This is a genomic window from Geomonas diazotrophica (genome assembly GCF_019063885.1).
Lineage (GTDB): Bacteria > Desulfobacterota > Desulfuromonadia > Geobacterales > Geobacteraceae > Geomonas > Geomonas diazotrophica.
Map to the genome: position 1 here is coordinate 1655691 of NZ_CP077684.1, position 21302 is coordinate 1676992.

General features: G+C 64.4%; 21 protein-coding genes. All 21 read left to right on the forward strand.

What is annotated here, in order from left to right; genetic code table 11:
* Window positions 1–53: 53 nt before the first annotated feature.
* The 21 genes from KP003_RS07250 to KP003_RS07350 all read left to right on the forward strand — a co-directional run bounded on the left by KP003_RS07250 (window position 54) and on the right by KP003_RS07350 (window position 21281).
* Window positions 54–263, forward strand: a complete 210-nt coding sequence (locus KP003_RS07250; RefSeq protein ID WP_216498186.1) for a type IV pilin protein — start codon at window positions 54–56, stop codon at window positions 261–263.
* A 177-nt stretch (window positions 264–440) separates the two neighbouring features.
* Window positions 441–650 carry a type IV pilin protein gene (locus tag KP003_RS07255; RefSeq protein ID WP_216498185.1) on the forward strand — a complete coding sequence of 70 codons (210 nt, stop codon included), beginning with the start codon at window positions 441–443 and terminating at the stop codon, window positions 648–650.
* Window positions 651–704: 54 nt separating this feature from the next.
* Window positions 705–1073 carry a hypothetical protein gene (locus KP003_RS07260; protein ID WP_216498184.1) on the forward strand — a complete coding sequence of 123 codons (369 nt, stop codon included), beginning with the start codon at window positions 705–707 and terminating at the stop codon, window positions 1071–1073.
* A gap of 87 nt (window positions 1074–1160) precedes the next feature.
* Window positions 1161–1967: an ABC transporter permease gene (locus KP003_RS07265; protein WP_216498183.1), complete on the forward strand. Its 807-nt coding sequence runs from the start codon at window positions 1161–1163 to the stop codon at window positions 1965–1967.
* Window positions 1964–2812, forward strand: a complete 849-nt coding sequence (locus KP003_RS07270; protein WP_216791282.1) for a tetratricopeptide repeat protein — start codon at window positions 1964–1966, stop codon at window positions 2810–2812. Before KP003_RS07265 ends, KP003_RS07270 begins: the two co-directional genes overlap by 4 nt.
* Window positions 2799–3728, forward strand: a complete 930-nt coding sequence (locus KP003_RS07275; protein ID WP_216498180.1) for an ABC transporter ATP-binding protein — start codon at window positions 2799–2801, stop codon at window positions 3726–3728. Before KP003_RS07270 ends, KP003_RS07275 begins: the two co-directional genes overlap by 14 nt.
* The gene (locus tag KP003_RS07280) at window positions 3725–5512 is read left to right on the forward strand and encodes a hypothetical protein (RefSeq protein WP_216791284.1); all 1788 of its coding nucleotides are present in this window, start codon (window positions 3725–3727) and stop codon (window positions 5510–5512) included. The genes KP003_RS07275 and KP003_RS07280 overlap by 4 nt, the downstream gene beginning before the upstream one ends.
* Complete coding sequence (locus KP003_RS07285; RefSeq protein WP_216791286.1) at window positions 5509–6360, forward strand: decaprenyl-phosphate phosphoribosyltransferase; 852 nt, start codon at window positions 5509–5511, stop codon at window positions 6358–6360. Before KP003_RS07280 ends, KP003_RS07285 begins: the two co-directional genes overlap by 4 nt.
* Window positions 6357–7181, forward strand: coding sequence for an FkbM family methyltransferase (locus KP003_RS07290; protein WP_216791288.1), 825 nt, complete (start codon window positions 6357–6359; stop codon window positions 7179–7181). The genes KP003_RS07285 and KP003_RS07290 overlap by 4 nt, the downstream gene beginning before the upstream one ends.
* Window positions 7178–8218, forward strand: coding sequence for a glycosyltransferase family 4 protein (locus KP003_RS07295; RefSeq protein WP_216498174.1), 1041 nt, complete (start codon window positions 7178–7180; stop codon window positions 8216–8218). The genes KP003_RS07290 and KP003_RS07295 overlap by 4 nt, the downstream gene beginning before the upstream one ends.
* A gap of 13 nt (window positions 8219–8231) precedes the next feature.
* Window positions 8232–9065 (forward strand): ABC transporter permease, encoded by an 834-nt coding sequence (locus tag KP003_RS07300; RefSeq protein WP_216498172.1) that lies wholly within the window; start codon window positions 8232–8234, stop codon window positions 9063–9065.
* 3 nt (window positions 9066–9068) lie between these two features.
* Entirely contained in the window at window positions 9069–10352 is a 1284-nt protein-coding gene (locus KP003_RS07305) for an ABC transporter ATP-binding protein (protein ID WP_216498171.1), read from the forward strand.
* 38 nt (window positions 10353–10390) lie between these two features.
* Window positions 10391–11119 (forward strand): class I SAM-dependent methyltransferase, encoded by a 729-nt coding sequence (locus tag KP003_RS07310; protein WP_216791290.1) that lies wholly within the window; start codon window positions 10391–10393, stop codon window positions 11117–11119.
* Window positions 11120–11133: 14 nt separating this feature from the next.
* The gene (locus KP003_RS07315; RefSeq protein ID WP_216791292.1) at window positions 11134–12948 is read left to right on the forward strand and encodes a glycosyltransferase family protein; all 1815 of its coding nucleotides are present in this window, start codon (window positions 11134–11136) and stop codon (window positions 12946–12948) included.
* Window positions 12945–13943 carry an ATP-grasp domain-containing protein gene (locus KP003_RS07320; RefSeq protein ID WP_216498165.1) on the forward strand — a complete coding sequence of 333 codons (999 nt, stop codon included), beginning with the start codon at window positions 12945–12947 and terminating at the stop codon, window positions 13941–13943. Before KP003_RS07315 ends, KP003_RS07320 begins: the two co-directional genes overlap by 4 nt.
* The gene (locus KP003_RS07325; RefSeq protein ID WP_216498164.1) at window positions 13940–15154 is read left to right on the forward strand and encodes a glycosyltransferase family 4 protein; all 1215 of its coding nucleotides are present in this window, start codon (window positions 13940–13942) and stop codon (window positions 15152–15154) included. The genes KP003_RS07320 and KP003_RS07325 overlap by 4 nt, the downstream gene beginning before the upstream one ends.
* Window positions 15155–15158: 4 nt before the next feature.
* Window positions 15159–16142 carry a glycosyltransferase family 2 protein gene (locus tag KP003_RS07330; RefSeq protein WP_216791294.1) on the forward strand — a complete coding sequence of 328 codons (984 nt, stop codon included), beginning with the start codon at window positions 15159–15161 and terminating at the stop codon, window positions 16140–16142.
* Window positions 16139–17134 (forward strand): glycosyltransferase family 2 protein, encoded by a 996-nt coding sequence (locus tag KP003_RS07335; protein WP_216791296.1) that lies wholly within the window; start codon window positions 16139–16141, stop codon window positions 17132–17134. The genes KP003_RS07330 and KP003_RS07335 overlap by 4 nt, the downstream gene beginning before the upstream one ends.
* Window positions 17131–18306, forward strand: a complete 1176-nt coding sequence (locus KP003_RS07340) for a glycosyltransferase family 4 protein (RefSeq protein ID WP_217300540.1) — start codon at window positions 17131–17133, stop codon at window positions 18304–18306. The genes KP003_RS07335 and KP003_RS07340 overlap by 4 nt, the downstream gene beginning before the upstream one ends.
* Before the next feature lie 15 nt (window positions 18307–18321).
* Window positions 18322–19941 carry an NAD(P)/FAD-dependent oxidoreductase gene (locus tag KP003_RS07345; RefSeq protein WP_217300541.1) on the forward strand — a complete coding sequence of 540 codons (1620 nt, stop codon included), beginning with the start codon at window positions 18322–18324 and terminating at the stop codon, window positions 19939–19941.
* A complete protein-coding gene (locus tag KP003_RS07350) occupies window positions 19938–21281 on the forward strand; it encodes a hypothetical protein (protein WP_217300542.1) in 1344 nt (447 codons plus the stop codon). The genes KP003_RS07345 and KP003_RS07350 overlap by 4 nt, the downstream gene beginning before the upstream one ends.
* Window positions 21282–21302 lie beyond the last annotated feature (21 nt).

Consider the following 21302-nt stretch of genomic DNA (forward strand, 5'->3'; position numbering starts at 1 on the left):
CTGTCATTACCTGTACCGACTGAATCCGACGGGCGAGTGAGCGGAGGTAACACATGCCATTGAAGCGCAGGGACCAGAAGGGCTTCACCCTGATCGAGCTGCTGATCGTCGTAGCCGTGATCGGCATACTCGCGTCGATAGCGGTGCCGTATATCACCCAGTACCGCATCAGGTCCTATAACGCGAGCGCGGTGGCCGACCTGCGCACTCTCAGGAACTCGCTCGAGGCCTACTTTCTCGAACACGGCAGTTACCCGCATTGACAAAAAACGTCACTTTGTGCCGATTTTGGTCAGCCGACTTCAGGCTTTGAGCCGCTCAAACGACCATAAAACGCCCTTTTCCGGTCTTCGCGCAATTGGCCTGCTATTTGCTCTTACCCGTACTTAGTTAATCCGGCGCGCCAGAGGCAAGCCCACCATCACCATAAGGAGAAAAATATGCTCAACAGAATGAGAAGCAACAAAGGCTTCACCCTCATCGAGCTGCTGATCGTCGTCGCGATCATCGGCATCCTGGCTGCAATCGCAATCCCGCAGTTCTCCTCCTACCGCATCAAGTCCTACAACACCGCTGCGGCCAGCGACCTGAAGAACGTCAAGACCGCTCTCGAGGCATACTTTGCCGACCATCAGGAGTACCCGCACTAATAGCTGCGGAAGCTACCAAACACACGCTAACTTAGACCTTATAGGAGGCTTATTATGCTGAAGAAGATGTCTGTTGCCCTCGCCGCAGTGGCTCTGCTCGCCGGGGTCGCCTTCGCTATGAACAACCCTGACTACATCGAAAACGTCCCGGGCGTTAACTTCAAGCCCTCGAACAACGTGAAGGTGTCCTACAAGTACGACTCGGCCGCCACCTCGCCGCAGAACTACCTGATCGCCTCCAAGAACACCGCCGGCGACACCATTTACGCTGCTTCCAACATCTCCACCACCATCTACAAGAAGACCCCGACCGCTTCTGCCGGTACTGCCGGCCCGGGTGTTGCGCTCTCTCTGACCGACACCAACGTGACTGCCCTGAGCGCAGCCGGCGAGTCCGTCTTCACCAACTGGAGCCCGATGTAAATCGAAGCAACCTAATGCTTGTCGGAATGGGGCATGCCTGCATGCCCCATTTTATTTCCACCTCACCCGAACAGGAGTTCGTCGTCAATGCTGGCAAGATTTCCTCTGGCGCTGGCCACCCTGAAGGGGGGCTTCCGTGACCGCCTTTTGCTGGGGCTCTTCGTAGTCTCGCTGCTGCTGGTCTGCACGTTGCCGATCTTTGGTTCCTTCTCCATGCGGGACGTGACCGCGGCGGCGACCACCTTCTCCCTGTCCGCCGTTTCCGCCATAGGCGTCCTGCTGGTGCTGCTGATCGGCTCGGCCCTCGTCCCCCGTGACATCCAGAGCCGTTCCATCTACTCGGTGGCCACTCTTCCCATCTCGCGTACCCGTTATCTCCTGGAGAAATACCTGGGGCTCTCGCTGCTGCTCGCGGCTTCGCTGGCGCTCATGGGGACGCTCAACTGCGTGGGGATCTGGCTCATGTCCGGCGCCTATCCGCCGGACCGTCCCGTTGTCTGGGGCAACTACCTGCTGTACCTTATCTTCGACCTGGAAAAACTCCTGGTGCTCGCCTCCGTGCTGGTGTTCTTTTCCGCCGTGGCGACCTCCTCGTTTCTTCCCATGATCCTGACCCTGGCCGTGTACGCGGTGGGGATGACCACGGAGAAGGTGAAGCTGTTCGTCGAGACGGCCCAAGGTGCCGAGCGCATGTCGCCCTTTTTGCGCGGCGTGGTGCAGGTGATCTACTACCTGTTTCCGAACCTCACCCCCTTCGACCTCAAGGTGCAGATGATCTATGCGCTCCCTGTCGACCCCAAGGCGCTCCTCTTGACTTCGCTGTACGGCTTTGGCTACGTTGTCGTGATGCTCACCCTCGCCTCGTGCGCGTTTTCCCGCAGAGACTTCATATGAGGCGTCTGGTCGCTCTCGCCATCGGGTTGCTGCTTCTGGTTCCTGCGCTGCTGGCGCTTACCGCGCTGCGCAAATCCACTCCCGCGCCCGAACGACTCGGCTACAGACCTTCCTTCGAAGTTACCTTTTTCACGTCGTTAGAGCACCGCTACCTTCTGTCGGAGCTCCTTTTTTACGACGCCGTCTTCTACTACGGGACCATACTCGACCTGCACCAGCCCCCCGATTACGCCATGCTCCTGAAGTACGTCGACACCTCCACAAGGCTCAACCCCTACAACATCGACTCCTACTACTTCGGGCAGGCGATCCTCACCTGGGACGCGGGACTCGTGAAGCCGATGAACCACATTCTGGAGCGCGGGGTCAAGAAGAGGGAATGGGATTTTTACATGCCTTTCTTTATCGGTTTCAACAACTCGTATTTCCTCAAGGATTACCAGAAGGCCGCCCAGTACATGGGCAAGGCTGCACAGTTGAACCCGAAGATGGCGTTTCTCTCCAACCTTGCGGGACGCTTTTACTACGAGGCCAACCAGACCGAGCAGGCCGTCCAGTACCTCAAGGTGGTCTACGAGGGTACCTACAGCGACCAGGTGCGCAGGGGGATCAAGACCCGCATCGAGGCGCTGGAGACGATTTTGTTCCTGGAGAAGGCCGTGCAGAGGTACGAGAAAGAGACCGGGCACAAGCCCGCGCAGCTCGCCGACCTGGTAGCCGGTGGCGTGCTCAAGGGTGTTCCTCCCGACCCTTACGGCGGGACCTTCTACTACGACCGCAACGACGGTCGCATCAAAACCACCAGCAAGCTGGCAGTGCACGGAGCAGCGCATGACCGCCATTGATGTCTCCTCGATCAGCAAGACCTTCACCAAGAAGCTGACCCACAAGGTGCGCGCCCTGAACGACGTCTCCTTCTCGGTGCCGCACGGCAACGTCTTCGGCTTCATCGGCCCCAACGGCGCCGGCAAGAGTACGACCATCAAGATCCTGATGGGGCTTTTGCGTCCGGACGCCGGGAGCACCTCCTTCTACGGCAAGAATTCCCACCTCCCCGAGGCCCGGGGCAGGGTGGGGTACTTGGCGGAGAACCCGGCCTACTACGATTACCTGACGCCGCGCGAGCTCCTGGAGTTCGTGGCGCGCTACTACAAGGTCCCAGGCGCGGAGAGCGCCGGGAAGGTCGACGAGGTGTTGCGCTTGATCGAGTTGACCCATGCCGCCGACCGTCCCATCCGGAGCCTCTCCAAGGGTATGGTGCAGCGCATCGGCCTTGGCCAGACCCTGGTGCACGACCCTGACCTCTACATCCTGGACGAACCCATGTCCGGCCTCGACCCGCTGGGGCGCGCCCTGGTGACCGACATCATTCAGCAGTTGAAGGCCCGCGGCAAGACCGTCTTCTTCAGCACCCACATCATCCATGATGTCGAGCGCGTCTGCGACGACGTGGCCCTTTTGCTTGGTGGCTCGCTGCAGTTTTGCGGCGCGGTTAAGTCGGTGATCGACGGGAGCTTCAACTCCTACGAGGTGGTGATCAGGCGAAGCGACGAACTCTCCCCCTCGCTCCCCGATGGCGTCGCCGCCACCAGGGAAGGGGACGCATGGCGCCTCTCCATCCCCAGGGATTCGTTGAACGCCCTGCTCTCGTCCCTGTCCCGCGAAAACGAGCTCCTGTCCGTGGAGCCCGAGCGGCGCACGCTCGAGCAGATCTTCTTGGACCTGATCAAGAGCCACCGCTCGGCGCAGGGGCGTGAATGAAAGAAAGGATTTTCCCGATCCTCACCATACTTGCGGCAGGGGTGCTGGCCTACCTCTGCGCGCTGCAGGTGGGGTTTCTCCCCATTGACGACGTGGGGATGACGGAATTTGTCACCCAGCAGACCCTCGACCTCAAGTCGCTGCTTTTTGGTGGCGCCAGCACCTATTACCGCCCGATGGTGGTGATATCGTACGTCGCCAACTACAGCATCTTCGGGCTGCCCCCCCTTTCATTCCACGCGGTCAACGTCGTCATCCATCTCGCCAACGCGCTGCTGATCTACTGGCTCGCGTCGCTCTTCTTCGCGGACCACCCGCAAAAGGAGCGGGCAGCCCTGATCGCTTCGCTCTTTTTCCTGCTGAACCCGCTCAACAGCGAAGCCGTTATCTGGGTCTCCGCCAGGCCCGACCTGTTGTGCACCTTCTTCTTCATCCTTGCCATGGTGCTGCTAGTTGAGCGGCGCGAACAGGTGACCTGGCAGACGCTTTTTTGCTTCACCGCAGCCTACCTCGCTTCGCTGGCCAGCAAAGAGTCCTCGATAGCGGTTGCCGCCATCGTGCCGCTGTACCTGCTCCGCCGCGCTCCCCGGGAGGGTAAGCGTGATGCGCTGATGCTGTTCGGCGCGGTCGCGGGGACCACGACCCTGTACCTGCTGCTGCGCGCCGGTACCGCCCTCAACTTCGACCGGGGGGTGGCGAGCCTCGCCAAGGGGGTTTTGAGCAAGGGGGGCGTCGAGAAGGTCCCCAAGGCCATGGAGGGCACGGCCGCCGCGGCGGCCACGGCTGCACAGAGTTACACCTACCCCACGGTGCTGGACGCCTTGGGAGGGTACGGTTTCTACCTGCGCAAGCTCGTCTTCCCGTTCCCGCTCAACTTCACTATCTTGACCTACGACCTTCCCCTTGGCCTCGCCGCCTGCGCCCTTGCTGTGGCGGCCGCCTGGGTGTTGATGCGCCGCCGCCCCCAGGCGCTTTTGCCGCTGCTCATCGTCTTCGTAGGGATCATCCCGCCGCTGCTTGCCTACCTGGGGAGGATCCCTTGGACCCCGTTCGGGGAGCGCTACCTCTACCTCCCCATGGTCGGCTTCTCGCTGCTGGTCCCGCTGGTGCTCCTCGAGTTCAAGGTGCCCGCGTGGCTCCTTCTGGGGGGCGTGCTCCTGCTCGGCATCCCCACCATCAACCGGGCCGCCCTCTGGCGCGACCCCACCGCGTTCTGGCAGGACTGCCTGAAACACAGCCCGGGCTTCGCCAAGAGCTACTCGTCTCTTGGGGCAGTCGCCCTGGACGATCAGCGCTATGACGATGCCGAGCGTTACATCCGCAAGGCGCAGGCGCTTGGCTTCAACGAGCCGGTGGCATGGAAGAACCTTGCCCGGGTGTACCTTGCTCGCAAGGACTACCCCCGCTACGAGCAGGCCATGCAACAGGCCGCCAACCACTCCCGTAACCCGATCCCCGTGTACCACGAGATGGTGTTGGCGTTGATGGGAGCCCGGGGGCTCGACGAGGCCACCCGCTTCCAGAAGGGAATCAAGTACCACCTGGCCACCATTGAGAGCGATCCCGGGTACCTTGACGCCTACTATAACGTGGGGAAGCTCTACTACGCCCAAGGGGACGCGGAGCACGCCCGCCGCTACCTGGGGCGCTACGCAGAACTGGCCAAAGGGGGCGAGAACCGTGTCTTCGCCCTGAAGATGATCGCCAACCTGGACAGTGGCAGCTTTAAATCCCGGAAGGCCCTGGTGGCGCCGCCCGCTGTACGCCAGGGAGGTGAAAAATGAACCGGACCACTTTCAAGTACCTGGTGATGCTGCGCCCCAAGCAGTGGCTGAAGAACCTGATGATCTTCTTCCCGCCGTTTCTGGGGGGGGCGATCCTGGCGCCGGGCGTGCCGGCGAGGGGAGCTGTTCCCTTCGCCGCCTTTTGTCTGGCCGCCAGCTCCACCTATGTCCTCAACGACCTCTGCGATCGCCACAACGACAGCCATCATCCCGTCAAGAGGCACCGCCCCATCCCGTCGGGTGCGGTCTCCCCCTCGCTCGCGCTCGCCATTTGCGTCCTGCTCCTCGTGCCGGCGCTCTGGCTTGGGTGGCTTGTCTCTCCCGTTTTCCTGCTCCTTCTGGTCGCCTACCTGGCCATCTCCGTCTGCTATTCGCTCAAGCTCAAGGAGATTCCGGTACTCGACCTGTTCTGCATCTCCTCCGGGTTCCTGCTCCGGTTGCAGGCGGGTGGCGAGGCGTTTGGCATCCCGGTCTCGCCGTGGCTCTTTCTGTCGGTGTTCCTGCTCTCGCTGTTCCTCAGCACGGGGAAGAGGCTCGGTGAGCTGAACGCGCTGGGGGAAGGGGCGGGGGCGCACCGCAAGTCGCTTCTGCACTATCCCGAGGGGGTCCTCGACCTGCTCCTCGCCATGACCGGCGCTGCGGTCCTGGTCACCTACACCCTCTACGTGGTCACGCGCCCCGCCCTGGTCTACACGGTGATCCTCTGCTGCTTCGGGCTGTTCCGCTTCGTCCTCCGCGTTAAGTCGGGGCTGGGAGGAGACCCCACCGAGTCCCTTCTGAAGGACAAACAGCTCCTCGCGGTGAGCGTACTTTGGGCCCTCATGTTCGCCTGGATCGTATACCGATGAGCGCCACGCTGCGGATGCTGAAATGGTCCCTGAGCCTGGACCGCCAGTTGATCTTCGCCGTCGGGGGGGTCCCGCTGTCGGCGAAGCTGTCGCTGCTGTTCCATAAGTACCTGCGTTACCTCGCCGGGAGGCTGGGAGTGGGGGGAGGAAGGGCGAAATCATTAATGGTTTTCGGCCGGCGCTTCTGCTACAATGAGCCGCTCGCGGTGGCCTCGCTGCAGCGGGTTTACTGCGCCGCGCACGGCCTCAGGGACCTGCTCCCTGAGCGTCCCGTGGTGCTGGACGTCGGCGCCAACATCGGCCAGTTCAACTTCTTCTCCAGCCACTACCTCGCTGCGCGCCGGGTGATCAGCATCGAGCCGGACCCCGGCTCTTTCGAGCTGCTGGCCGCCAACGCCCTGCGTAGTTCAGACTGTCGCCGCTGCGCCGTCAGCGACCAGGAAGGGGAAGTGCTCTTCCACGTGGCCTGCGAGTCCACCCAGTTGAGTTCCTACCTGCCGCAGCCCGACGCCGGTTACCGTGACAGCTACCCGGTCCCCGCCAGGACCCTTGACGGGATCGCGGAAGAACTCGAGGTGGGGGAGATCGACCTATTGAAGATCGACACCGAGGGGAGCGAGTACGATGTGCTGAAGTCAGCCGAGGAGGTGCTCTCCCGCACGAGGCTCGTGCTCATCGAGATGAGCGTGTTCCGGGAGTGCTCCGGCAACCTGTTCAGGATCGGCAGCTTCCTGGAGGAGAGGGGGTTCCGCCTGGTGCACCTGGCGGCGGGGGAAGAGGGGCGGCCACGGGACCTGGACGCCCTGTTCCAGCGGGCATGAGGATCGTCTACTTCGCGCATAGCGTCCTGAACAGGGGAGGTGACAAGATGGTGCTCGCGCACCTCGGGCGCCTGGCCCAGGCCGGCCACCATGTGACGCTGCGCTGCAACCTGATCGATACCGCGTTCCCCCTGCACCCGTCGTTCACGCTGGAGAGGCCACTGTTTCCCGGCAAACTCGGGACCCTGGCGAGCGCGCTCCTGGAGCGGCAGGATGCGGACCTGGTGCTGGCCACGATCGTGCCTACCGCCGTGCTTTTGCGATTCAGGAACCGGGGGCGCGTGCTGCACTTCGCCCAGGACGACAACGAGACCGCTTACGGGTTTCCGGGGAACCTTTTGATGCGCTGGCTCTACCGGCTCGCCTTCGGTCCCCTGTCCATCCCCTGTGTCACCGTTTCCGATACGCTTTGCTCCCTGTTCGGTTCGAGGTTCGGGGCCGAGTGCGCCGTCGCCGAAAACGGCGTGGATACCGCTCGCTTCTTTCCCGCCCCCTCCCGGGAGCTGGTAGCGGCGAAAAAGGGGCGCAGGGCGATTCTGCTGTTGTCCCGCGCGGACCGGCGCAAGGGATTCGACCTGGCCCTGGAAACGGTGCGGCGGGTGGCCGCGCGCGGCGGCAACCTCGAGCTCTGGACAGTGGGGGAAAGTGCCCCCTGCGCCGAGCCGGACCTGCCGCACCGGGAATTCGGCAGCGTCGACGAAGACCGGCTGCGGGAGATCATGAGCAGCGCCGACCTCTTCCTCTATCCCAGCCGCTCTGAAGGCTACGGGCTCATGGTGCTGGAGGCCTTCGCCTGCGGCTGCCCCGTGGTCACCACTGGCGCGGTCGGCTTCGCGCGCGACGGCGAGAACGCCCTGGTGGCGCCGGTTGAAGACGTGGCCGCCCTGGCCGACCGGGTAGAGCGGCTGCTCGCCGATCGGGAACTGGCGGAGCGCCTGGCGGAGCAGGGACGCGGTTACGCCTCCCGGCACTCCCTGGCCCAATCCGGCAGCTGTTTCGAGGCACTGATCGCCGGGCTCTTTCCGGCAAAAAAGTAGACGCGGGAAATTCATGGAACGAGGCAGCGACAACGAGATCGTGATTCAGGCCGGCGGGAGCGTCGCCAACTACTGGCGCGACCTGTGGCATTACCGGGAGCTCTTCGTCTTCCTGGCCTGGCGCGACGTGCTGGTGCGCTACAAGCAGACCGCGATCGGCATCCTGTGGTGCGTGCTCAAACCGGTCACTACCATGGTGGTCTTCACCGTCATCTTCGGCAGACTGGCCAGCCTCCCCTCCAACGGGGTCCCCTATCCGGTGCTGGTCTTCAGCGCGATGCTTCCCTGGCAGCTCTTCGCCGGCACCCTCACCGATTGCAGCAGCTCCCTGGTGGACAACGCCAACCTCCTTACCAAGGTCTACTTCCCGAGGCTCCTGGTCCCGGCCGCGACGCTGGTGGTCAACCTGGTCGATTTCGCCGTCGCGGGTGCCATCTTCGCCGGGTTCATGGTCTGGTACGGCGTGGCACCCGGCCTTAACCTGCTGTTGCTCCCCGCGTTCCTGCTGCTCGCCCTTCTTACCGCCGTTGCGGCAGGGCTCTGGTTCGCCGCTCTCAACGTCAGGTACCGCGATTTCCGCTTCCTGGTGCCGCTTTTGGTGCAGTTCGGCCTGTTCGTGTCTCCGGTCGGCTTTTCCAGCGCAGTCGTCCCGGAATCATGGCGCTTCTTCTACTTCCTGAACCCGATGGCCGGAGTCATCGAAGGGGTCCGCTGGGCCATTCTGGGTGAGGCCCCGCGCCTCAGCATCCCCGGCTTCACCCTCTCCATCTTCCTGGTGCTGGCGCTTCTCGTCGGGGGAGTCGTCTCCTTCAGGCGCATGGAACGCAGCTTCGCCGACGTGGTGTAACCGATGTCCTACGCGATCAAGGTGGAAAACCTGTCCAAGAAGTACCTGATCCGCCACCAGGGCGGCGGCGCGGGGCAGGCCGCCTTGCGCGACGTGCTCACCGAGGGGGCCCGGCGCCTGGGCAAGCGGCTGCTCGGGCAAAAGGTGGCGGCCGCCCAGTACAGCGAGGAGTTCTGGGCCCTGAAGGATGTCAGCTTCCAGGTGGGGCAGGGGGAACGGATTGGTATCATCGGCAGAAACGGTGCGGGGAAATCGAGCCTGTTGAAGATCCTGAGCCGCATCACCGAGCCGAGCGCCGGAGGCGTCCGTCTCCGCGGCCGTGTGGCGAGCCTGCTTGAGGTAGGGACCGGTTTCCATCCCGAACTCACCGGGCGGGAAAACATCTTCCTGAACGGCGCCATCATGGGGATGAGCCGCGCCGAAATAAGACGGAAGTTCGACGAGATCGTTGCGTTCGCCGAGGTGGAGCGCTTCCTGGACACGCCGGTCAAGCGCTACTCCTCCGGGATGTACGTCCGGCTCGCCTTCGCGGTCGCCGCGCATCTGGAGCCCGAAATCCTGGTGGTCGACGAGGTGCTGGCCGTCGGGGATGCGGCCTTCCAGAAGAAGTGCCTGGGGAAGATGCAAGACGTCGGCAGGGAGGGGCGCACCGTCCTCTTCGTCAGCCACAACATGCGCGCCATCAGGCAGCTGTGCGACCGGGCCATCCTTTTGTCCGGCGGGGAGCTGATCGCAGACGGTGCCGCGCCGCAGGTGATCGAACGGTACCTGCGGGATACCAGCGCCACCGGCGAACAGGGAAGCCTTGAGCGGGTCATAGCGTCGCTCCCGGAGGACCCCGACTTCAAACTGGAATCGATCGGGTTGAGCCAGGGGGCACAGCCGCTGGGGGCGGTGGTGGAGAACGACAAACCGCTCGAGATCGAGATACGCTACCGCGTGCTCAGGCGCTGCACCGGACTCAGGGTCTATTTCGACCTGTGCGACAGCGACGAGACGCTCCTCTTGCGCAGCTTCCACGACGAGGCGGGGGAGGGAATCCCGTCGGTGGAGCCGGGAGATTACACCTCCAGGGCGGTCATTCCCGCCAACCTGCTGGGCCCGGTCCCGTACGAACTGAGGATCCGCGCCACCATTTTCAACGTGCGCAGCTGCCTCCCCATCTCCGGGGTGCGCATCCCCCTGACCGTTGCCCTGACCGGAAAATACAACCAGGCCTATCTCGAAGACACCTTCCGGGCCAAGTTCGCTCTCCCGCTACACTGGGAGACGGTGAGACGCCCCTGAGGCATACGCGTGCGGCTTACGACGGAGAATAACCAGACGTGAAGTTTCCTTTTTCATCCATGTTCCAGCACCGGGACCGGCACCCGTTCTCGTTTCTTACGGCCAACGTGCTGACGGCGCGCGACTTCAGCTGCCTCAAGAAGGCGCTTGCCTGGGACCGCGATCCGCTGCTTGAGGGGGACCACTTTCACGAGTTCCAGTACCTCGAAGACCTGAACAACCGGCGGCTGCTGGACGCCGCGGTGATCGGCGGCGCCTGCTGCAACGGCACCCCCAGGATCATCCTCGAGATCGGCACCTCCCACGGCAGGACCACGGGCCTCATCGCGCAGAACGCGCCGGAAGCCACGGTGTACACCGTGAACATCCCGCCGGAGGAGATCGCCCAGGGGGGGCGAAACGTCACCTTCGCCCCCTCGCGCGACGAGATAGGCAGCTACTACAGGGAGAAGGGACTGGCCAACGTCAGGCAGATCTTCGCCAACACTGCCCGCTGGGAGCCCGATTTCGGCCCCATCGACGTCGCCTTCATCGACGGCTGCCACGATGCCGATTTCGTCTACCACGACACCAGAAAGGTCCTGAAACGGTGCCGGCCCGGGAGCATCGTCATCTGGCACGATTTCAATCCGGAACTGGCCAAGGTCTACGGCTGGATCAATGACGTGTGTACCGGCGTGGAGCGGCTCTACGCCGACCGGCTCCTGACCGGCAGGATCCTGCACCTGCAGGACTCCTGGACCGGTCTGTACCTGGTCCCGGGGTAAATGAGGAATAGCGCGTGAAGGTCGTTTTCGGTTACATAGCGTGGTCTGAACAGGCGCGCCGGTGGCACGAGGGGATAGTGCAGCGGGCCCGTGCTCTGGGGTGGGAGGTCGAGGGATTCTGCCTCACCCCGGGGACCCCGAAGCCGTGCTACCACTTCGACGAACTGGACCGGCGCTGGCGCTCGCGCGACCCGGAACTGGTCGAACTGCAGCGCCGCCTGAAAAAGGCGCTGACCGGTGCCGACGTCTTCTGGAATTTCAACGGCGCCAACGTGCACCCCGCCTGGCTGGCCGAATTCGACTGCCTCAACGTGTACGGCTGCTTCGACGATCCTGAGACCTCGACCGGGCTCTCGAAGCCGGTCGCCCCTTATGCGGATGCCTGCCTGATCGGCAACCTCGCCTGTGCCCCCCTGTACCAAAGCTGGGGCGTGCGCCATCACGCCTGGGCACCGCTCGCCTTTGTCGGCGATGATGCCCCCGCCTCGCTGACACCCGAGCAGGTGCTCGCCGAGGAGCGTCCCCTTGAGCTGGTCTTTTTCGGTGAGCGCGAGAGCGCCTGGCGCAGGGACCGACTGGACCTCCTCGCCCGGGAGTTTCCCGCAGCGATGTTCCGGGGGCGTGGCTGGCCGGGAGGGTACGTCAGTGCCGAGGAGCGCCAGGCGGCCTATCGCCGGGCCAGGGTCGGCTGGAACCTCCACAACGGCGTGGGGCCGGTCAACCTTCGCTTCTTCGCCCTTCTGGCCAACGGGGTGCTGCAGATCTGCGACAACAAGTGCCGTACCGGGCAGGCCCTCGCCCTCGGGGAGGAGGTGATCGGCTTCGACAGCGTTGAGGAGTGCGTCGAGCTGACCCGCTACTACCTGGAGCACGATGACGAGCGGCGCCGCATCGCCGCAAACGGTCTGCGCGCCTACCGGGAGCGCTACAGCGAGGAGAGGATCTGGCAGTACTACTTCGCCAGGTTCGCGGAGTGGTGCGGCAACAAGGAACAACTGAAGCGGGAGGCGCAGTCCTGGAGGGAACCAAGCCGCAGGACCACGCTGGAAAAGGTTTCCGCGCTCACGCAGGACGTGGCGCGCAAGCTGGGCTACGAGAGGCGCCCCGAGGAGAGCGGTGCGGAACTCAGCGCCGGCGCGGCCGTGCCGTACCTGGAGCGGGAGGAGGCCGGCGGCATAAACCTGGCCGAGAAGGAGGCCCGCGCCGCGGAGGGGGGATTTTTCGAGTGGCCCAACATGGTCGCCCTGAACTGGGCCTGCACCAGGCTGATCGGCGAGGCGAGGTCCATCCTCGAACTGGGTGGGGGGACCGGCTGCTTCGCCTCCGAGGCCGCCGCCGACCCCGGGCGCAGCATCGTCTGCGTGGACCGTGACCTGGATGCACTGGCCTGGGCCCGGGTGCATCGCGCCAGGAGCAACGTGAAGTACTGCACCGAGGAGGAGGCGAAACTCTTGGGAGGGCGTTACGACCTCGTGGTCGCAGTCGACGTGATCGAGCACGTCTCCGATTTCAACGCCTTCCTGGAAAGCTGCTGCGCGCTCGCCGACCGCGCCATCCTGACCACCCCGAACAAGAGACGCCACGAGAGCTTCGACACCGACGGCCCCCCCGATTACTACCAGCACGTGAGGGAGTGGAGCGCAGGCGAATTCTACTGGGTGCTCAGGTGCTACTACGCGAAGGTCGAGCTCTTCGCCATGAACGACGTGTACGTTCCGGAGCTCTCCCCGATAACCGTGACCTCGCGGCTCACACCGCTGGTCGCCAGGTGCTCCCATCCCATCAAGGGGGTGGGAGCAGGCGCTTCCGCCAGGGGGGGGCAGCCATGACCATCGCCATCCAGCCCGACGACTACGGTCCCGGCGACGCCTCCTCGCCGATCTGGAGTCGGCTCCTCAGCGAGGCGGGGCACCAGGTTCGCACGGTCGACGTGTACCGGGCCGACATACTGGAGCAGCTCGAGGGGTGCGACGCCTTCATGTGGCGGCACGTTCATGCGCCGCACATGCGGCAGGTGGCGCGCCGCCTGCTGCCCGTGGTCGAGCGCGAACTGGGGCTCACCGTCTATCCGGACCAGCAGACCTGCTGGCACTACGACGACAAGATCGCCCAGAGCCATCTGCTCAAGGCAGCGGGCATCCCCATCCCCCGCACCTGGGTCTGGTACGACAAGGGCGCCGCGCTGGCCTGGGCGGCGCAGGCCTGCTACCCGGTGGTGCTGAAGCTGTGGTCCGGCGCCGGTTCGACCAACGTCAGGCTGGTCTCTTCCGCCTCGGAGGCGGTGCACTGGATCGAGCGCCTCTTCGGCCACGGGGTGGAAACCCTCGACGAGACCCCCCCTGTGCTTAGGCACAGGGTGAAGCACGCGCTGCGGGCCTTGCTGGCCCTGGACGAGCCGCACCCTTGGGAGCTGCACAAGGACTACGTCCTCTTCCAGGAGTTCCTGCCGGGCAACGACTACGACACCCGCGTCACCATCATCGGCAACCGGGCCTTCGGCTACCGCCGCCATAACCGCCCCGGCGACTTCAGGGCAAGCGGCAGCGGCAATTTTTCGGTCGAGCCTGGATTGATCACCCCGGAGGCGGTCAGGCTCGCCTTCCGGGTCGCAGAGAAGCTCGGCACCCAGTCGGTGGCGCTCGACCTGCTCCTGCGGGATGGAGCCCCGGTAGTCGGTGAGATCAGCTACACCTACGTCAGTTGGATGGTGCACTCCTGCCCGGGACACTGGGATGGCGAGCTTAACTGGCACCCGGGGCAGATGTGGCCCGAACAGGCCCAAATCGAGGACCTGCTGGCGAGGCTCGAGGAGCGCACGCCGTGAAGATCGCATTCTTGACGCCAGAGTATCCGAGCGATGCGGCGGCCGAAGGGGGGCTCGCCGGCTACGTCAGGAAAACCGCGGCCGCCCTGGCGCAGCGAGGCTGCGAGGTCTGGGTCCTGGTGACCTCCGACCGTGACGCGCGCTGGCGCGACGGTGACGTGAGGGTGTGCCAGCTGCGCACCCCCCGGCTCCCCGCCTTCCTGTCCAGGATCCCGTACCTCGCCTCCGTGATGCCCCTGTTGCAGCGCCTCCTCGCGGCCCGCGCCTGCGCCCGGGCCTTTCACGCCGCGCACGCCGAGGCGGGCTTCGACCTGGTGCAGGCCTCCAGCTACCAGGCCCCCGGCTACGCGCTCCTCGGTAACGGCGCCGTCCCCGTCGTCTGCCGCGTCTCCAGCTACACCCCGCTCTACGCAGCCGCCCAGGGGAACAAGCGGAAGTTCTCCGAGTACCTGCTGGACTGGTTGGAGTTGCGCCAGGTCGTCGACGCCGACGCCTCCTTTTCCCCCAGCCGTTTCATGGCCGATTACTTCGAGCGCCTGGAGGCCCATGATCTCGAGGTGGTGAAAACCCCGCTTGAGGACCTTTCGGCAGAGGACGATGACGCCTTCTGCGCCTCGCACGCCCCTTCCGGGCGCTACCTGCTCTACTTCGGGACCTTGAACCGGGTCAAGGGGGTGGACCTGCTGGTGCAGGCGCTTCCCGGCCTGCTGGCCCGGCACCCGGACCTTTCCGTGGTGTTCATCGGTCGGGACGACGGCGGTCCCGACGGGATCAAGTACGCCGACCGGTTGCGCCGGAGCTGCCCGGAATCCTCGCAGCGCCTCCTCTTTTTTCCGGTGCTCCCAAAGTCCCGGCTTTTCCCGTTCGTCCGGCGGGCGGCCGCCGTACTGGTGCCGTCGCGCGTGGACAACTACCCCAACGTCTGCCTCGAGGCGCTCCAGCTTGGGACACCCGTCATCGCCTCGGACCGCTCCAGCCTCGAGGAGATGGTCAAGGACGGGGTGAACGGCTTCCTGTTTGGAAACGGCGACGCCGATAGCCTGGCCGTGAGCGTGGAACGGCTCCTCTCCCTGTCCGGGGACGAACTCGCCGCGCTGCGGCAGGGGGTAGGCCGCGAGGTCGACGCGATCGCCTCCGAGGACCGTATCGGAGAGCTCCTTGCCTTTTACCGCCGGGTGATCCGCGAATTCAAGCAGAGACGGGAGCCGTGAAGCCATGCCGCAACCCCTGGTAAGTATCCTGCTGCCGGTCTACAACGCCGAACCCTACCTGGCCGAAGCGATCGATTCGCTTTTAGCCCAGACCTTCACCGACTTCGAACTTATCGTCGTCAACGACGGTTCCACCGACGGCAGCGCGAAGGTGATCGCGCGCTACGCCGACCCGCGCATCCGCTTGCTGGAGCAGGAGAACCGCGGGCTTTCCCCCAGTCTGAACCGCGCCATCTCCGTGTCCCGGGGGAGGTACCTGGCCCGGCAGGATGCCGATGACATCAGCTACCCCGAGCGCCTGGCGAAGCAGGTCGATTTTCTGGAGCGTCACCCGGATTGCGGCCTACTCGGCACCTGGGCCGACATCTACGTCGGCTCGCGCCGCACGGAAAGGGCGCACCAGCACCCCTGCGACAACGCCGCGCTCAAGTTCAACCTCCTCTGCGACAACTACTTCGTGCACAGCTCCGTCATGATGAGAAGGTCGGTCCAGGAACGGGTGGGGCTCTACGCGGCCGAGGCCGACCGGCAGCCCGAGGATTTCGATCTCTGGTCCCGGTTCGTGCGTGACGGCGACTGCAGGATCGGGAATCTCCCGGAGAGGCTGGTCGGCTACCGCGAGGTGGAGGGGAGCATCTGCCGCACCGCGCCGCAGCGGATCACTGACGGCGTGGTCCGCATCTGCGGACAAAACATCGCCTTCGCCTCGGGGCTGTCACCCGATGACCGGACCGTCGCCGACCTCGCCGCGCTGTTGCACTGTTCCTTCGGGCATCTCACCGGTGAGCCCGAGCCGGCCCCCCTGTTCGCGCTGGTCACAAGACTGGGCGCATCGCTGGCCGGGGAGGCGGAAGACCCCGCGCTGCTGGCGGCCGCCGTGCGCAGGATGCGGCTGAGGCTCGTCAAGGCGCTGCTGATCTACAAGGCCTGGCGGCTGTCCCGGCGGCTGCCGGTCCCGCTGCGCCGGAATGGAAGGGTGTCATCATGATCGGCTCATCCCATTCCCCGCAACCGGACGGCAGCGGACCGTTCCAGGCCCCGGACGACTGGTCGGTCGACGTGGTCATCCCGGTCTACAACGGGGCCCCCTACATCGAGAGAGCCCTGCGCTCGGTGCTGGAGCAGGACCATCCGCCGACGCGGATCATCGTGGTCGATGACGGTTCCACCGACGCTACCGCCGACATCGTGCGAGGGGTGCGGGGGGAGGTCCCGATCAGGTACTTCCACCAGGAAAACGGAGGGCTCAGCTCGGCGCGCAACGCCGGCATCCGCCTTTGCAGCTCGAGGTTCGTCGCCTTCCTCGACGCCGACGATGAGTGGTACCCGGACAAGCTCTCGCGACAACTCGCCCTGTTCCGGGAAAGCAGCTTCCCGCACCTCGCCGCGGTCTACTGCCGCTACGACATCATCGACGAGGGCTCCGTGGTGCGGCACGACTGCCACGTCGTCGAACCCGATCCGGAGAACCGCGGCGACATCTTCCAGCGCATACTGGCTGCCAACCTGGTGACCGGCAGCGGCAGCGGCATCCTGGTCCTGCGTGAGGCGCTGGGGGAGGTCGGGTTCTTCGACGAGACGCTGAGCGCCTGCGAGGATTGGGACATGTGGCTGCGGCTCGCCAGGCGTTACCAGTTCGACTACGTGGACGGCAAGCTGGTGAAGATCCGCAGGCACGGCTCCAACATGCAAAAGGACGACACCAGGATGTTCGTCAACTCGCTCACCTTCTACAACAAATGGTCCGAGGAGGCCTTCAGGGCAGGGCATCATCGCGCCTGGAGCAACGCGGTGGTCTGCCGCATCGCGCAGGAGCTGCCGCGCCTGGACTCGCTGCGCCTCACCCGGAGCCTGCTCGAACCGCAGGCGCGCCGGTTCCTTTTCAACGCCACCGGCGGGTCGCTGCCGCTGTTCCTGCTCTTGCGGACACCCACCGTGCTCATCATCGTCCTGAAAAGAATGCTGGGGCTTAAGCCATGAGGATCCTGCACACCGTAGCCCAGTACCACCCGGAGACCGGCGGGATGCAGGAGGTGGTGCAGCAGTTATCAGAGCGCCTGGTCAGGGGCGGCCACGAGGTGACCGTGGCGACCGCCAGGGTTGCCGGGCGCAGCGTGAGCCACAACGGGGTTCGCATCGAGGAATTCGACGTGAGGGGGAACGAGGTGAACGGGTACCGGGGCGAGGTGCAGCGTTACCGCGACTTCCTGCTCGGCTCTCGTTTCGACGTGGTGACCAGCTTCGCCGCGCAGCAGTGGGCGACCGACCTTGCCCTGCCGATGCTGGACCGGATCGCGGGGAAGAAGGTTTTCGTCCCCACCGGGTTCTCCGCTTTGCACGACAGGCGCTACGCCGCCTACTTCGCGCGCATGCCGGGGTACCTGAAGCGCTACGACATCAACGTCTTTCTCTCGGACGACTACCGGGACATCCGTTTTGCCCGTGATAACGGCGTCACCAATACGGTGCTGATCCCAAACGGCGCCGCTGAGGACGAGTTCCTCGCCCCGCCCGCGCTCGACATCAGGAAGGCGCTCGGCATCCCCGCGGGCCACAGGCTCATCCTCAGCGTGGGATCGCACACTGGTCTCAAGGGGCACGCCGAGGCCATCGAGATCTTCAACCGGGCGCGCCTGACGGACACCACCTTCCTCATGATAGGCAACAGCTACTGGAACGGCTGCGGCAAGACGTGCGCCCTGAAATCGGCGCTGTACAACCGGCGTCCCGCCTGGAAAAAGAGCGGCAAGAAGCTTTTGGTCGTGTCGCTGGACCGGGAGTCGACCGTGGCCGCCTACCTCGCGGCCGACCTCTTTCTCTTTCCCAGCCGCGTCGAGTGCTCCCCCATCGTGCTGTACGAGTGCCTCGCCTCACGTACCCCCTTTCTCACCAGCGATGCGGGCAACGCCGCCGAAATCATCAGGTGGTCAGGCGCAGGGGTGTTGCTCCCGACGGACGTCTCGCCAAGCGGTTTCAGCAGGACGCGGGTCGCAGCATCGGCGGAACTTCTCGAGACGACCGCCAACGACCACCCCCGGCTCGAGAGGATGGCGGCCTGCGGGTACTCCGCCTGGCAGGAGCGCTTCACCTGGGAAAAGATCGCTTTGCAGTACGAACGCCTGTACCGGGACCTTACCGGTAACCCCGATTAACCTGACAAGGAAATTATGTCCAAGAAGACCGCCATCATCATAGGCGCGGGACCCGCCGGGCTCACCGCCGCCTACGAACTCCTCGACAAGACCGACGTCGTCCCGCTCGTTTTCGAGATGTCCGACGACATCGGAGGGATCTCCAAGACCGTCAACTACAAGGGAAACAGGATCGACATCGGCGGGCATCGCTTCTTCTCCAAGTCGGACCGGGTGATGCGCTGGTGGCAGAACCTCTTCCCGCTGCAGGGAGCCCCGGCCCGCGACGACCGCCTGCTCGGCCGCCAGGTGCCGCTGGCCACTGAATGTCTGCTGCGCGACATCCTGGAGCCTGAGCCGGTCCGGGTAAGTGCCCCCGACCCTGAGGAGACGGACGGGGTCATGCTGGTACGGGGGCGGTGCTCGCGCATCTTCTTTCTGCGCCGCTTCTTCGATTACCCGATCACCCTCTCCCTCGGCACGGTGCGCAACCTGGGAGCCTGGCGCATCGTCAAGATCGGCGTGAGCTATGTCAAGGCGAGGCTCGCCCCGATCCGCGACGAACGGTCGCTGCAGGACTTCTTCATCAACCGCTTCGGCGACGAACTCTACCGCACCTTTTTCAAGGACTACACGGAGAAGGTCTGGGGCGTCCCCTGCCGGGACATCAAGCCGGAATGGGGTGCCCAACGCATCAAGGGGCTCTCGGTTACCAAAACGCTGCTGCATGCCCTGCGCAAGCTGGCCGGTCAAGGGGAGCGTCTGCACGCGAAGAAGGTGGAGACGAGTCTCATCGAGCAGTTCTACTATCCCAAGCTTGGGCCGGGCCAGATCTGGGAGGAGGCTGCCCAGCGGGTGGTGCGTCACGGCGGGCAGGTGGTGCGGCGCGCCAAGGTGGTCGGCATTGAAGCCGAGGGGGAAGAGGTGCGCGCGGTCCTGGTCCGGGACGAGGCGACCGGTGTCGAGACGCGCCACGCCGGCGACTATTTCCTCTCCACCATGCCGGTCCGGGAGTTGGTTGCCGCCTTGGGCGAGGAGGTTCCTGCGGAGGTGCGGGAGGTCGCCAAGGGGCTCAAGTACCGCGACTTCATCACGGTCGGGCTTCTGCTGAAGAGGCTCGCCATCCGTAACGAGACCGGGACTGCCACCGTCAACGGGATCGTCCCCGACAACTGGATCTACATCCAGGAGCGCGAGGTGAAACTCGGTAGGCTGCAGATCTTCAACAACTGGAGCCCCTACCTGGTAAGGGATCCCGACACCGTCTGGATCGGCCTGGAGTACTTCTGCAACGAGGGGGACGAGCTTTGGGGGATGGAGGACGCTGCGCTATCCTCCTTCGCCATCTCCGAGCTCGCCTCCATCGGCATTATAGACGCGACGGAGGTGCTCGATTCGACGGTGTTGCGCATGCCCAAGGCCTACCCCGCCTACTTCGGCAGCTATGACCGCTTCGACGTCATCCGCGGCTACACCGACCGTTTCGAGAACCTGTTCCTGATCGGGCGCAACGGCATGCACCGCTACAACAACGCAGACCACTCCATGCTTACCGCCATGGCCGCCGTCGAGAACATCGCCTCCGGCTGCACCGTTAAGGACAACATCTGGGGGATCAACGCGGAGGAGGAATACCACGAGGAGAAAACGGCGTGAGGCGCAAGAGGGCACTGCTGTTCTTCTGCGTCTCGGTGCTCGCCGTGGCGGCGATCCTCTACCTGCGCCGGGCCGACTACTGGAGGCCGTACAACGACACGCCCCAGGAGTCGGTGGTTTCCATGCACGCCCATGGCTTCGCCGTTGCCAACTTCGCCGGTGTCTGGCCCAACCCGGTCCTGGCGCGGGATGTGGACGTGGAGCATGGCAAAATCACCGAATATAACCACTGGCCCAACGCTTTCTTCCTCACCCTGGCCGCCGCGATCAAGCTTTTCGGCAACACGGAGATGGTGGGGAGGTCGCTGGCGCTTCTCTACACGATCCCCGGCCTCTATCTGCTCGCCTTCGCCTTCAGGAACAAAAGTGGGGTTTCCTACCTGGCCGTACCGGTGCTGCTGGTCTCTCCCATCGGCAGGGACTGCCTTTCCTTCGTCTTCATCGACGCCGCGCTCCTGTTCTGGATCGGCTTTTTGGCTGCCGCGGTTTCCCTCACCAGCGATCGTCCGGCGGCCGCCACCCGGCTCTTCAGGCTGGGCTCACTGGTTGCCCCGTTCTTCATTCACCTGATCGCCCCCTTCGCCTTCTTCGGCGCCTTGTCCCGGTTTTGGTGGGGGCACCGTGACAAGAAAGTTCTTCTCCGTGACCTGTTCTGCGTGGTCGGCGCCTTTTGTACGGTCATGTTCTTCTTGTCCTGGACCAGCAGCGGGCTCGCCGCCGGCGCCAGGGAACTGCTGGCCCAGTACCTGCACCGGGCCAACCTGAGCCAGCGCTACAGCGAGAACATCGGCCTCTTTTCCCTGCTCATCACCCTGGCCAAGCACTTCTACGTGAACCTGGGATACTTCGCCCTGGTCCTGCCGCTCGCATTCGTGAACCTGGCGAGGCGGCGTTCCCTGCAGGCGTACCTGCTGCCGGCGGTGCTGGTCTACACGTTGCTTCTGCGCAACTACATCGGCCTGCACGTCTTCGCCAACCTGCCGCTCATTTCCATTTCCACCTTCACTCTGGTGGCGGGGGTGGAGCAGGTCTGGCCGGATGAGCGCCTCTGGCCTCGACTGGCGCTGGGCGCCGTGCTGGTGGCCTCCCTTTTCCCGACGCGGCTTTTCTCGTATTACTGCGTGGACCAGCATGTAAATGCCCAGGTGCGGGCCCTGCGCCTTCTGGAACCCGAGATCCTCAAATCCCCCTGCAACAGCTTCACGATCGTCGGGGGTGACAACTACAGGATTCCGCAGATGTTCTGTGGGGAGAGGGTGGTGCGGGGGATAGTGAATGGGGAACCAAAGAGGCACGGGGTGATCGACCTGGGGCGAAGGAACATCACTGCGGTTCCGTAGCCTGGGGGAGGGGGGACGCGG

Coding starts and splice junctions, on each gene's coding strand:
- KP003_RS07330 (WP_216791294.1), top strand. CDS start 15,159: ATGCCGCAACCCCTGGTAAGTATCCTGCTGCCGGTCTACAACGCCGAA.
- KP003_RS07275 (WP_216498180.1), top strand. CDS start 2,799: ATGACCGCCATTGATGTCTCCTCGATCAGCAAGACCTTCACCAAGAAG.
- KP003_RS07250 (WP_216498186.1), top strand. CDS start 54: ATGCCATTGAAGCGCAGGGACCAGAAGGGCTTCACCCTGATCGAGCTG.
- KP003_RS07345 (WP_217300541.1), top strand. CDS start 18,322: ATGTCCAAGAAGACCGCCATCATCATAGGCGCGGGACCCGCCGGGCTC.
- KP003_RS07340 (WP_217300540.1), top strand. CDS start 17,131: ATGAGGATCCTGCACACCGTAGCCCAGTACCACCCGGAGACCGGCGGG.
- KP003_RS07255 (WP_216498185.1), top strand. CDS start 441: ATGCTCAACAGAATGAGAAGCAACAAAGGCTTCACCCTCATCGAGCTG.
- KP003_RS07295 (WP_216498174.1), top strand. CDS start 7,178: ATGAGGATCGTCTACTTCGCGCATAGCGTCCTGAACAGGGGAGGTGAC.
- KP003_RS07305 (WP_216498171.1), top strand. CDS start 9,069: ATGTCCTACGCGATCAAGGTGGAAAACCTGTCCAAGAAGTACCTGATC.
- KP003_RS07265 (WP_216498183.1), top strand. CDS start 1,161: ATGCTGGCAAGATTTCCTCTGGCGCTGGCCACCCTGAAGGGGGGCTTC.
- KP003_RS07335 (WP_216791296.1), top strand. CDS start 16,139: ATGATCGGCTCATCCCATTCCCCGCAACCGGACGGCAGCGGACCGTTC.
- KP003_RS07320 (WP_216498165.1), top strand. CDS start 12,945: ATGACCATCGCCATCCAGCCCGACGACTACGGTCCCGGCGACGCCTCC.
- KP003_RS07285 (WP_216791286.1), top strand. CDS start 5,509: ATGAACCGGACCACTTTCAAGTACCTGGTGATGCTGCGCCCCAAGCAG.
- KP003_RS07280 (WP_216791284.1), top strand. CDS start 3,725: ATGAAAGAAAGGATTTTCCCGATCCTCACCATACTTGCGGCAGGGGTG.
- KP003_RS07270 (WP_216791282.1), top strand. CDS start 1,964: ATGAGGCGTCTGGTCGCTCTCGCCATCGGGTTGCTGCTTCTGGTTCCT.
- KP003_RS07290 (WP_216791288.1), top strand. CDS start 6,357: ATGAGCGCCACGCTGCGGATGCTGAAATGGTCCCTGAGCCTGGACCGC.
- KP003_RS07300 (WP_216498172.1), top strand. CDS start 8,232: ATGGAACGAGGCAGCGACAACGAGATCGTGATTCAGGCCGGCGGGAGC.
- KP003_RS07260 (WP_216498184.1), top strand. CDS start 705: ATGCTGAAGAAGATGTCTGTTGCCCTCGCCGCAGTGGCTCTGCTCGCC.